The organism is Halomonas ramblicola, assembly GCF_030409215.1.
GTDB classification, from domain to species: Bacteria; Pseudomonadota; Gammaproteobacteria; order Pseudomonadales; family Halomonadaceae; genus Halomonas; species Halomonas ramblicola.
The window spans coordinates 177,354-189,636 of the sequence record NZ_JAUFPL010000034.1 but is presented as its reverse complement, the minus strand read 5'-3'; the positions used below and the strand labels follow the sequence as shown (position 1 = coordinate 189,636).

8 protein-coding genes and 1 pseudogene are annotated in these 12,283 nt (G+C 67.9%); 7 read left to right on the top strand and 2 right to left on the bottom strand.

Annotated elements, in window-relative coordinates; all coding sequences use genetic code 11:
- Window positions 1-78 precede the first annotated feature (78 nt).
- Complete coding sequence (locus tag QWY80_RS17880) at window positions 79-1,656, bottom strand: BCCT family transporter (protein WP_290234645.1); 1,578 nt, start codon at window positions 1,654-1,656, stop codon at window positions 79-81.
- A gap of 265 nt (window positions 1,657-1,921) precedes the next feature.
- On the opposite strand from QWY80_RS17880, the gene fdhA reads away from it, so the two are divergent.
- The 5 genes from fdhA to QWY80_RS17855 all read left to right on the top strand — a co-directional run bounded on the left by fdhA (window position 1,922) and on the right by QWY80_RS17855 (window position 9,073).
- The gene (gene fdhA, locus QWY80_RS17875; RefSeq protein ID WP_290234642.1) at window positions 1,922-3,115 is read left to right on the top strand and encodes a formaldehyde dehydrogenase, glutathione-independent; all 1,194 of its coding nucleotides are present in this window, start codon (window positions 1,922-1,924) and stop codon (window positions 3,113-3,115) included.
- Between the two features lie 331 nt (window positions 3,116-3,446).
- Window positions 3,447-5,165 carry an NADH-ubiquinone oxidoreductase-F iron-sulfur binding region domain-containing protein gene (locus QWY80_RS17870; RefSeq protein ID WP_290234639.1) on the top strand — a complete coding sequence of 573 codons (1,719 nt, stop codon included), beginning with the start codon at window positions 3,447-3,449 and terminating at the stop codon, window positions 5,163-5,165.
- Window positions 5,166-5,176: 11 nt separating this feature from the next.
- Complete coding sequence (gene fdhF / locus QWY80_RS17865; protein ID WP_290234635.1) at window positions 5,177-8,014, top strand: formate dehydrogenase subunit alpha; 2,838 nt, start codon at window positions 5,177-5,179, stop codon at window positions 8,012-8,014.
- Window positions 8,015-8,064: 50 nt separating this feature from the next.
- A complete protein-coding gene (locus QWY80_RS17860) occupies window positions 8,065-8,292 on the top strand; it encodes a hypothetical protein (RefSeq protein ID WP_290234632.1) in 228 nt (75 codons plus the stop codon).
- A 322-nt stretch (window positions 8,293-8,614) separates the two neighbouring features.
- Complete coding sequence (locus QWY80_RS17855; RefSeq protein WP_290234629.1) at window positions 8,615-9,073, top strand: hypothetical protein; 459 nt, start codon at window positions 8,615-8,617, stop codon at window positions 9,071-9,073.
- Window positions 9,074-9,140: 67 nt separating this feature from the next.
- Here the strand turns inward: QWY80_RS17855 and gbca are convergent, their stop codons facing one another.
- Window positions 9,141-10,427, bottom strand: a complete 1,287-nt coding sequence (gene gbca, locus QWY80_RS17850) for a glycine betaine monooxygenase oxygenase subunit (protein ID WP_290234627.1) — start codon at window positions 10,425-10,427, stop codon at window positions 9,141-9,143.
- 325 nt (window positions 10,428-10,752) lie between these two features.
- On the opposite strand from gbca, the gene gbcB reads away from it, so the two are divergent.
- Both gbcB and glyA read left to right on the top strand, forming a co-directional pair.
- The gene (gbcB, locus tag QWY80_RS17845) at window positions 10,753-11,859 is read left to right on the top strand and encodes a glycine betaine monooxygenase reductase subunit (RefSeq protein ID WP_290234624.1); all 1,107 of its coding nucleotides are present in this window, start codon (window positions 10,753-10,755) and stop codon (window positions 11,857-11,859) included.
- Between the two features lie 124 nt (window positions 11,860-11,983).
- Window positions 11,984-12,283, top strand: a pseudogene (glyA, locus tag QWY80_RS17840) (serine hydroxymethyltransferase); the annotation flags it as partial.

The following is a 12,283-nucleotide window of genomic DNA, read 5'->3' as shown; positions in this document are numbered from 1 at the left end:
GAGGTCGGAAACGCAGCGACCCCGGCATGGCCGGGGTCGCTGGGTGTCAGGTGCGGGATTCGGTGTCGGTGGGCCGACTCATCGGCTGACGCCGGTCGCCGGCAGTCCGCTCAGCTCCTCCCGCAGCCCCTTGACCAGGCTGTAAGCCATCACCAGCAGGATCAAGGTGAAGGGCAGGCCGGTGGCCACGGCGCCGGCCTGGAGGGCGCCGAGCGCGGTGCTGCCCCCGCCGTAGAGCAGGATGCCGGCGATGACGCCCTCCAGGGTGGCCCAGAAGACCCGCTGGCTGCGCGGAGCATCGGTCTTGCCGCCGGCGGTGATGTTGTCGATCACCAGCGAGCCGGAGTCCGAGGAGGTGATGAAGAAGATCAGCACCAGCAGGATCGCCAGGCTGGAGGTCAGAGTGGTCAGAGGCAGGTGCTCGAGCATCTGGAACATCGCCAGGGAAACGTCGCTGATGCCGCCCGCCAGCTCGCCGACGCCTGCTGCCGACTGGGCCAGGGCGGTGCCGCCGAAGGCGCTCATCCAGACGAGGGTGACCAGGGTCGGCACCACCAGCACGGCGGTCAGGAATTCGCGCACCGTACGCCCCCGCGAGACCCGGGCGATGAACATGCCGACGAAGGGCGACCAGGAGATCCACCAGGCCCAGTAGAACACCGTCCAGCCGTGATACCAGGTGGTGTCGTCGCGGCCGATCCAGTTGGAGAGCGGCACGATATGGCTGACATAGGCGAGGGTGGTGTCCCACAGGTTGTTGAGGAACAGCAGGGTGGAGCCGGTGATGACCACGAAGACCAGCAGGACGAGGGCGATCACCATGTTGATGTTGGAGAACAGCTTCACCCCACCGTCGATGCCCCGCCACACCGAGAACAGCGCGACCACTGTGACGCCGATGATGATGGCGAGCTGGGTGCCGATGGTGTTGGGAACGTCGAACAGGTAGTTGAGGCCGCCCGCCGCCTGGGAGGCGCCGAAGCCCAGCGAGGTGGCCAGGCCGAAGATGGTCGCCAGCACCGCGACGATGTCGATGATATGGCCGAACCAGCCGCGCACCCGATCGCCGAGGATCGGGGTGAAGGCCGAGCGCAGGGTCAGCGGCAGGCCGCGGTTGTAGGCGAAGAAGGCCAGCGACAAGCCGACCACGCCGTAGATCGCCCAGGGGTGCAGGCCCCAGTGGAACATGGTGGCGCCCATGGCCGCGCTGGCCCCGGCCGGGGTGTGGGCGGCGGCATTGAGCGGGGTGCCGTACCAGTCAGTGTAATAAGCCACCGGTTCGGCCACGCTCCAGAACATCAGGCCGATGCCCATGCCCGCCGCGAACAGCATGGCGAACCAGGAGGTCGTCGAGTACTCCGGCCGGGCCTCGCTACCGCCCAGGCGGATGCGCCCCACTGGGAGCACGATCAGTGCGATGCACAGCAGCACGAAGAGGTTGCCGGCGATCATGAACAGCCAGTCGAAGTACTCGATGGACCAGCCCCGGGCCGTGGTCAGCTGGGTGTTGGCGGCATCGGGATAGACCAGCGCATAGAGGATGAAGGCCAGGATGGCCAGGGCGGAGAGGGGAAAGACCGGGTTATGGAAGTCCAGGCCCAACAGCTGGGTATTGTCCTGTCCGGGGGACAGGATGGGGTCGTCGTCATGCTTCATCGAAGCGGTCCTCGGTTGTTGTTGTCGCATCGTCGCCGGAGGGGCGATCGACGCCGGCCATTCTTGGGGCATTCCGGGGACGGCAGTGTCGTGAAAGCGACCTCCGGCTATCCATCCGCTCATGCGGCGCGCACGGGATGAAGGGTGTGTCGCGTTCAGGCATGGCGACGACTCACCGAGAACGATCCCGGTGTGCAGTACCGCTAAGGTCGCTGGAGCGGCGTTCGCGTCGCCCACTACAACGAGATGCAGGAAGGAGTCAGCTATGAGTGCAGCCAATCGCGGAGTCGTCTACAAGGGCCCGGGGGAAGTCGCCGTCGAGTCCATCGCCTATCCGGAACTCGCCCTCGGCAATCGCAAGTGCGACCACGGGGTGATCCTGAAGGTCGTCACCACCAACATCTGCGGCAGCGACCAGCACATGGTGCGTGGCCGTACCACCGCGCCGTCGGGCCTGGTGCTGGGCCACGAGATCACCGGCCTGGTGGTCGAGTGCGGACGCGACGTCGAGTTCATCCAGCCGGGCGACCTGGTCTCGGTGCCGTTCAACATCGCCTGTGGCCGCTGCCGCAACTGCAAGGAAGGCCGGACCGGTATCTGCCTCAACGTCAACCCGGCGCGTCCCGGCGCCGCCTACGGCTACGTGGACATGGGCGGCTGGGTCGGCGGCCAGACCGAATACGTCATGGTGCCCTACGCCGACTTCAACCTGCTGAAGTTCCCGGACGCCGACCAGGCCATGGAGAAGATCCGTGACCTGACCCTGCTGTCCGACATCTTCCCCACCGGCTTCCACGGCTGCGTCACCGCCGGGGTGGGGCCGGGCTCCACCGTCTACATCGCCGGCGCAGGCCCGGTGGGCCTGGCCGCGGCCGTCTCTGCCCAGCTTCTCGGCGCGGCCTGCGTGATCGTCGGTGACATGATCGAGGAGCGCCTGGCCCAGGCGAGGAGCTTCGGCTGCGAGACCCTCGACCTGACCCAGGACGGCGACATGGCCGACAGGATCGAGGCGATCCTCGGCGAGCGTGAAGTCGACGCCTTCGTCGACTGCGTCGGCTTCGAGGCCCACGCCTGTGGCTGCAACCACGGCAAGGAAGCGCCCGCGACCGTGCTGAACTCGGCGATGTCGCTGACCCGCGCTGGCGGCCAGATCGGCATCCCGGGCCTGTACGTGACCGAAGACCCGGGTGCGGCCGACGACGCCGCCAAGCAGGGCGCCCTGAGCATGCGCTTCGGCCTCGGCTGGGCCAAGTCCCACAGCTTCCACACCGGTCAGTGCCCGGTGATGAAGTACCATCGCCCGCTGATGCAGGCGATCCTGTTCGGCAAGGTCAATATTGCCGATGCGGTCAACGTCCAGATGATCACCCTGGACCAGGCGCCGCAGGGCTACGCCGACTTCGACGGTGGCGCGGCCAAGAAATTCGTCATCGACCCCCACGGCAGCGTCGCCGCCTAAGGAGTGCCGGAACTGGCCGACGACTAGCACCAAAAGGCGGCGCGGCCAGCCTTTCGGGATATCGACCCCCGCGGCAGCGTCGCCGCCTAAGGGGTGCCGGAACTGGCCGACGACTAGCACCAAAAGGCGGCGCGGCCAGCCTTTCGGGATATCGACCCCCACGGCAGAGTGGCGGCCTGAAGCATCGTGCCCCGGCATCGCCGGGGCCTGTCCCTCGGCGACCTTCGCGTTCCGGGCGGCGACGCCCCACCGCCCACAACATTGCCCCCGGGTGGGGGTGGTGCCACCATGAGGGGAAAGGCCGCATCAGCCGATAACCAGAGCGCCCCCCATGACCGTCCAGACCGTGACCCCCAAGCGCCGCTTCCGCGGCAAGCCCCGTGGCCGTGACCTGGTGCCGGTGGCCCTGGCGTCCCTGCGCCAGCGGCTCGGCGATGAGCGCCAGGATCCGAGCCTGCGTCGCCGCGACCTGCTGATCGAGCACCTGCACGCCATCCAGGATGCCCAGGGGCACCTGTCGCTGGTGAACCTGCGGGCGCTGGCCGCCTACATGAACCTGCCCATGGCGACGGTCTACGAGACCGCCACCTTCTACGCCCACTTCGACGTGGTGCACGACGACCAGGCGCCACCGCCCGAGATCACCGTGCGGGTGTGCGATTCGCTCTCCTGCCAGCTGGCCGGGGCCGCCACGCTCCGGGCCGAACTCGAGGCGGGCGCCGACCCGGCCCGGGTGCGGGTGGTGCGGGCCCCCTGCATGGGGCGCTGCGAGACCGCGCCGGTGGTCGAGGTGGGCCACCATCATGTGCTCTACGCCACCCGCGAGGGGGTCGAGGCGGTGGTCGACACCGGCCACTTCCATCCCGAGGCGATCCTCTGGCGGCGCCTCGCCGACTACCGTGAGGCCGGTGGCTACCGGCTGCTGGCCGACTGCCGCGCCGGACGCGTCACCGTCGAGGCGCTGATGGCCGAGCTGGAGACCGCCAACCTGCGCGGCCTGGGCGGCGCCGGCTTTCCCACCTTCAAGAAGTGGTATTTCGTGCGCCAGGAGCCGGGGCCGCGCTATTGTGCGATCAACGCCGACGAGGGCGAACCCGGCACCTTCAAGGATCGCTACTACCTGGAGCGCGAGCCGCACCGCTTCCTGGAGGGCGCCCTGGTCAGCGCCTGGGCGGTGGAGGCCGAGGCGCTCTATATCTACCTGCGCGACGAGTACCCCGGCCTGCACCGGGTGCTCGCCGAGGCGATCGCCGAACTGGAACGGGCCGACCTCATCACGCCGGGCTACGTGGTCCTGCGGCGGGGGGCCGGCGCCTATATCTGCGGCGAGGAGTCGGCGATGATCGAGTCGCTGGAGGGCAAGCCCGGCAAGCCGCGCCACCGTCCGCCCTTCGTCGCCCAGAAGGGGCTCTTCGACCGGCCGACCCTGGTCAACAACGTCGAGACCGTCTACTGGATCCCGCTGATCCACGAGAAGGGGGCCGACTGGTTCGCCGGCCATGGCCGTCACGGCCGTCAGGGGCTGCGCAGCTTCTCGCTCTCCGGGCGGGTCAGGCACCCCGGAGTGCACCTGGCCCCGGCGGGCATCACCCTGAACGAGCTGATCGAGGAGTACGGCGGCGGCATGGCCGAGGGGCATCGTCTCGCCGGTTACCTGCCCGGCGGTGCCTCCGGGGGGATCCTGCCGGCGAGCAAGGCCGACATCCCGCTGGATTTCGATACCCTGCAGGAGCATGGCTGCTTCATCGGCTCGGCGGCGATCATCGTGATCTCCGACCGGGACGACCTGCGTACCGTGGCCACCAACCTGCTGGCCTTCTTCGCCGACGAGTCCTGTGGCCAGTGCACGCCCTGCCGGGTCGGCACCGAGAAGATGCTGACCCTGCTCGAGCGCGACGAGTGGGACGTCGAGACCCTGCAGCGCCTCGCCCAGGTGATGATGGATGCCTCCATCTGCGGGCTGGGCCAGGCGGCACCCAATCCGGTGCTGGGCCTGCTCAAGGACTTCCGCGGCGAACTCGCCGCCCAGAACGTGATCGTCAAGGGGTAGGGGAGATGAGCATGACCGAACAGACCTTCACCCTGACGCTGGATGGCGTGGAAGTGAGCGCTCACCGGGGCGAGACCCTCTGGCAGGTGGCCAGGCGTGCCGGCGAGACCATTCCCCACCTCTGCTTCAAGGACGTTCCGGGGTATCGGGCCGACGGTAATTGCCGCGCCTGCATGGTGGAGATCGAGGGCGAGCGGGTGCTGGCGGCCAGCTGCATCCGCGGGGCCGCCCCCGGCATGGTGGTGAGAAGCGCCACCTCCGAGCGGGCCCGCACGGCCCGCGAGGGCGTCATGGAGTTGCTGATCGCCGACCAGCCCGAGCGCGAGGCGAGCCCCGATCGCTCCAGCCACTTCTGGGCCATGGCCGACCAACTGGCCATCGACGCCACGGCGGTGCGCGAGCGGCTGCCGTCACAGGCCGAGCGTTCCGAGCCCACGGTGCATCATGTGCGCCCCCGTGAGGGCTCACTCACTCGGGATGCCTCGCACTCGGCGATGCGCGTCAATCTCGACGCCTGCATCGAGTGCAACCTCTGCGTGCGCGCCTGCCGCGAGGTGCAGAGCAACGACGTCATCGGCCTGGCCCACCGCGGCGCGGCGTCGAAGGTCGTCTTCGACTTCGACGACCCCATGGGCGAGAGCACCTGCGTGGCCTGCGGCGAGTGCGTCCAGGCCTGCCCCACCGGGGCGCTGATGCCGGCCACCCTGGTGGATGTCCGCGGCCGCGGCGATTCGCAGGTGGCCGACCGCCGCGTGGACTCGGTCTGCCCCTACTGCGGGGTGGGCTGTCAGCTCACCTACCACGTCAAGGGCGAGCATGCCGAGGACGAGCGCATCCTCTTCGTCGAGGGGCGCAACGGGCCCTCCAACCAGCAGCGGCTGTGCGTCAAGGGGCGCTTCGGCTTCGACTACCCTAATCACCCCGCGCGCCTGACCACGCCGCTGATCCGCCGGCCCGGCGTGCCCAAGGGGCTCGATCCCGACTTCGACCCGGTCCGGCCGCTCAGCCACTTCCGCGAGGCGAGCTGGGAGGAGGCCCTGGAGCTGGCCGCCCGGGGGCTCGTCGACCTCAAGGCCGCCCACGGCCCCGCGGCGCTCGCCGGCTTCGGCAGCGCCAAGTGCTCCAACGAGGAGGCCTGGCTGTTCCAGAAGCTGGTGCGCACCGGCTTCGGCTCCAACCATGTCGACCACTGCACCCGACTCTGCCACGCCAGTTCGGTGGCGGCGCTGATGGAGTGCCTCGGCTCCGGGGCGGTGACGGCGTCCTTCATGCAGGCGCTCGAGGCCGACGTGGTGATCCTCACCGGCTGCAACCCGGCGATCAACCACCCGGTGGCGGCCACCTACTTCAAGCAGGCCGCCAAGCGCGGCACCAAGCTGATCGTCCTCGACCCGCGCGGCCAGGCGCTGGACGCCTACGCCTACCACAGCGTGCGCTTCACTCCCGGCGGCGACGTGGCCCTCTACAATGCCATGCTCAACGTCATCATCAGCGAAGGGCTCCAGGACGACGCCTATATCGCCGAGCACACCGAGGGCTTCGCCGCCCTCGAGGCCCGGGTGGCCGACATGACCCCGGAGGCGATGAGCGGACTGTGCGGTGTCGCCCCCGAGCTCATCCGCGAGCTGGCCCGGCTCTACGCCACCGCCGACAAGGCGATGATCTTCTGGGGCATGGGCATCTCCCAGCACGTGCATGGCACCGACAACGCCCGCTGCCTGATCTCGCTGGCCCTGGCCTGCGGCCAGACCGGTCGCCCCGGCACCGGCCTGCATCCGCTGCGCGGTCAGAACAATGTCCAGGGCGCCTCGGATGCCGGCCTGATCCCCATGGTGCTGCCCGACTACCAGCCGGTGGGCGACGCCCAGATCCGTGCCGCCTTCGAGGAGCTGTGGAACACCGAGCTCGATGCCGAGCCGGGGCTCACCGTGGTGGAGATCATGGACGCCATCCATGCCGGCACCATCAAGGGCATGTACATCCTCGGCGAGAACCCGGCCATGTCCGACCCGGACCTGGAGCATGCCCGCCGGGCGCTCGGCGAGCTCGAGCACCTGGTGGTGCAGGACCTCTTCGTCACCGAGACCGCCCAGTTCGCCGACGTCATCCTGCCGGCCACCGCCTGGTCGGAGAAGGAGGGCACCGTCACCAACACCAACCGCCAGGTGCAGCTGGGGCGCGCCGCGGTGGCGCCGCCCGGTGAGGCGAAGCCGGACTGGTGGATCATCCAGGAGATCGCCCGGCGCTTCGGCCTGGCCTGGGACTACGCCCATCCCCGGGAGGTGTTCGCCGAGATGAAGCAGGGCATGCCCTCCCTGGATCATATCTCCTGGGAGCGCCTGGAGCGTGAAGGCTCGGTGACCTATCCCTGCCCGGCGGAGGACGCCCCCGGGGACGACGTGGTGTTCAGTGACGCCTTCCCGCGTGACGGCGGGCGGGCGAAGTTCGCCCCCGCCCGGCCGCTGCCGCCGGACGAGACGGTGGACGCCGACTATCCCACGGTGCTGATCACCGGGCGTCAGCTTGAGCACTGGCACACCGGCTCCATGACCCGGCGCGCCCGAGTGCTGGACGACCTGGAGCCGGAGGCGGTGGCCAGCCTGGCCCCGGGCGAGCTGGCGCGGCGCCAGCTGGCGCCGGGGGACCCGATCACCATCACCACCCGGCGCGGCAGCATCACCCTCAAGACCCGGGTCGACCCGGCGATGGGCGAGGGGATGGTCTTCGTGCCCTTCTGTTATGCGGAGGCGGCGGCCAATGTGCTGACCAACCCGGCGCTGGACCCGTTCGGCAAGATTCCCGAGTTCAAGTACGCCGCCTGCCGGCTGGGGCGCGCCGAACCGGCCTGATCGCCGCCGGCGCCCGGGGGCGCCGGCATTCACTCGAGGGAGAAGCCCCCATGATGATCACCGAGCTGATCGACGGCGACGACTTCCGTCATCGCCTGCTGGCGCTGGGTATCCATGTGCCCGAGGACGCCTGCCCCGACACTTGTGCCCGCCTGGCGCGTTGCTGCCGGGCCGAGCGGGAGGTGCCGGGACTCGAGGCGCTGGTCCGGGAGCTGGAGGAGAAGCGCGAGGTGTTGCTGCCGTCGGTGAGGCGGGCGCTGGAGACCTATCTACTCTAGGAGCCTGTCGGCTTTGACCGATCGTCGCGAGGGAGCCGGATTTCGAGACAGGTTTATCGATCCGATGAGGCGAATGGCCCGCTATAGCAGCTCGATCACCTGTTGCTCACCGTCGGGGGCCTAGCGGATGGGGCCTGCTCGAACCCGGCCAGCAGCACTCGGTGGTGGTCCGTGGGAAACCTGGTCGACCTCCTCCGGGGACGCCCGTCGCCGGGATAATGCAAGACAAGATAACGTCGTGCCAAAACTGTCTGACCGGTCTGGATAGCGCCCGCTACACTCAAGAGCGCACCAACTTCTTCTCTCTTGAGGGGCATGAAAGATGTCCACCGCTAAACAAGTGTCCGAGGAGCCCGCGACCCTCGAAGTGGTTCCTGACGTGACTCCTGAAATGACTCCCGAGGCGACGCCTGTTGCGTCTCACCCTACCGCCACCGCTTTGCCGGCGGGTATCGCCCAGGCCTCCCAGCCGGTGTTCGACTGGTGGATGCATCACTGGATGGATGCCTCGCATCCGCTGACCAGGCTGCAGTGCGCCTGGATGGAATCCATGCTCGAGGCCGTAGAGGTCGAGACCGAGTTCCTGAATGCCTGCGCGATCTCGAATGCCAAGGTATGGTCCTGTCTTGCCGATACCAATGGCCTGCCGGATGTCGCCTCCCTGCACAGCTGTTACCACGAGGCGGCCAGGGACATGGCCGACGCCCACCTGACGCGCCTCGGCAAGGTGGCCGAACTGCCCGAAGATTTCCAGCAACGGCTCTGGGAGGAGATCTGCTAGCAGGCTGCCGGATCCTGCAAGCACCATAAATGACGCCCCCGCAGTCAGGCTGCGGGGGCGTCGTCGTTTACCCCTTGACGACCTGCAGGTGCGGGGCGGTATGACCCAGGTTCTCCAGCATCCGCTCGCCGTACCAGTCGAGGAAGTCGATCACCCCGAACTCGTAGGTCTCGGAGTAGGGGCCCGGCTCGTAGGCTCGGGAGTTGATGCCGCGCTGGTTCTCCTCGGCCAGGCGGCGGTCCTGGTCGTTGGTGGCGTCCCACACCCGGCGCATGGTCTCGGTATGGTAGTCGACCCCCTCCACGGCGTCCTTGTGCACCAGCCACTTGGTGGTCACCAGGGTCTCCTGGGGGCCCAGTGGCAGTACCCGGAAGACGACGGCGTGGTCGCCCATGAAGTGGTTCCAGGAGTTGGGCAGGTGGAGGATGCGCAGCGAGCCCAGGTCGGGGCTCTCGATCCGCCCCATCAGCTTCTGGCAGGCCGGCTGGCCGTCCAGGGTCATGGAGACCACGCCGTCGAGCAGCGGGGTACGGGTCAGGCGGTTGCGCTTGCCGAAGCGCTGGAGCTGCCAGGGCACCCGCTGGGCGTCCCAGTCGGCCTGCTTCTTTTCCACCAATGCCTTGTAGGCCGGGGTGGCCCGCGGGTCGTCGGTGTCGTCGAACTCCTGCAGCGAGCCCAGCAGTTCCGGATGGGCGCCATTGCAGTGGTAGCACTCGCGATTGTTCTCGATGACCAGTTTCCAGTTGGCCTGCTCGACGATAGAGGACTCCACCGCCACCTTGGTGTTGGCCATGTCGTAGGGCTCGAGATAGTGCTCGAGGGTCGCCAGGAGGTCATCGATGGCCGGCGGCTGCTCGGCCAGGCTGATGAAGAGGAAGCCACCCGCCGTGCGCACCTGGATGGGCTTGAGGCCATAGGCGCCCAGGTCGAAGCCCGCGCCCATGTCGGTGCCGGCGAACAGCAGCCGGCCGTCCAGCTCGTAGGTCCACTGGTGGTAGGGGCAGACAAGCTTGGCCACCTTGCCCTTCTCGCTGACACACAGCCGCGAGCCGCGGTGGCGGCAGACGTTGTGGAAGCCGTGCACGGACCCGTCGTTACCGCGCACCAGGATGATGGGGTTGTCGCCGATCTCCAGGGTCAGGTAGTTGCCCTTGGCGGGTATCTCACAGCTCATGCCGGCGAACAGCCACTCCTTCTCGAAGATCTCCTGCATGTCCAGGGCGAACAGCCGGGGATCGTTATAGAAGGGCTGGGGCAGCGAGAAGGTACGCCGGCGGTTGGCCAGCATCTCGACGGTGGCCTCGCGGGCCGGTGCCAGGGGGTCATCCAGACGAGCGGAGAACTTGGGGTCCATGGAGCGCTTCCTCGTGGGGGCCGCGACGGCGGCGATGAAGTTGTCGGTGTGTGAGAGGCGTCGCCGTGAGCGTGCATGACGGTCGGCATGCATCTTGCCGAGGAGTGTGAGACAGCTCGGGGAGGGCGAGTTGTCTGCCGGCGACGAATGACGATGCAGGGGCGACGTCCGCTGGGGAGGTGCTGTCCGGGGGTGGGGGCGAGGGATATGTCCAGGTCGTTGGCAGGCAAGTCCCGGCCTCACTAGCTGGCGCAGAATTCGCTCAACGACAGGCGGTGGCCCCGCGGTCGGAGGCCTTTCATGGTACAGCCCAGGCGACCCGACGATGACAATGAACTTCCTCAACCCTGTCACCACCCAGACTTGGACCAACGGCCGCCACCTGGTGCGCTGCGTCAAGGTGATCCAGGAGACCTGGGACGTGCGTACCTTCTGCTTCATGGCCGAGCAGCCGGTGCTGTTCTTCTTCAAGCCGGGACAGTTCGTGACCCTGGAGCTGGAGATCGACGGCGAGCAGGTGATGCGCTCCTATACCATCTCCAGTTCTCCCTCCGTGCCGTACAGCTTCTCCATCACGGTCAAGCGGATGCCCGGTGGCAGGGTCTCCAACTGGCTCCACGACAATCTCAAGATCAACGACGAGCTGGCGGTGCACGGCCCGGTGGGTAACTTCAACTCCATCGACTACCCTGCGGAGAAGCTGCTGATGCTGTCCGGCGGCGTGGGGGTCACTCCCCTGATGTCCATGGCGCGCTGGTTCTTCGACACCAATGCCGCGGTGGACATCGAGTTCGTGCACAGTGCGCGCACCCCCAGGGACATCATCTTCCACCGTGAGCTGGAGCACATCTTCTCGCGGATTCCCGAGTTCAAGCTGCATATCGTCTGCGAGCGCAGCGACGAACTGGGTGAGGCCTGGTCCGGCTTCCGCGGCTACCTGAGCCAGGCGATGCTGGAGCTGATGGCCCCCGACTTCCTGGACCGGGAGATCTTCTGCTGCGGCCCCACCCCCTACATGAATGCCGTCAAGCACCTGCTGCGCGACAACGGCTTCGACATGAGCCACTACCACGAAGAGTCCTTCGGGGCCACGCCGGTGGAGGTGCAGGAGGAGGTGCTGGAGCTGGCCGAACAGGCCGAGGTGGAGGCCGGGGAGCTCGACGTCGCCGACATGCTCAGTGTGGAGTTTTCCTCCGCCGGCAAGAGCGTGCGCATCCAGCCCGGCGAGACGGTGCACTCCGCCGCCGCCAAGCTCGGCCTGCACATTCCCAAGGCCTGTGGCATGGGGATCTGCGGCACCTGCCGGGTGCCGCTGACCTCCGGCGAGGTGGAGATGGAGCACAATGGCGGCATCACCGAGGAGGACGTCGCCGAGGGCTACATCCTCTCCTGCTGCAGCAAGCCGAAGGGTGATGTGGTGGTGGAGTACTGATCCCCTGTCGCAAATGCATCCTGCCGTGACGTTGCGAGCCGTCCGGCTCGAGGGGGCCGGCGCTACCATCGCCACAGGTGACCACACCCAGCGCAATCGACAACAACAACCCCGGAGTCCCGAGATGACCGAGCGTGAAGAGTACCTGTCCCCGGCCGACCTGGCCGCCTTCGACCCCGCCGTCGCCGCCGCCATCGCCGACGAGGTGGCGCGCCAGGAGGCGCATATCGAGCTGATCGCCTCCGAGAACTACGCCAGCCGTGCCGTGATGGAGGCCCAGGGCACCCAGCTGACCAACAAGTACGCCGAGGGCTATCCGGGCAAGCGCTACTACGGCGGCTGCGAGCACGTCGACGTGGTCGAGCGCCTGGCCATCGAGCGCGCCTGCGACCTGTTCGGCGCCGACTACGCCAACGTCCAGCCC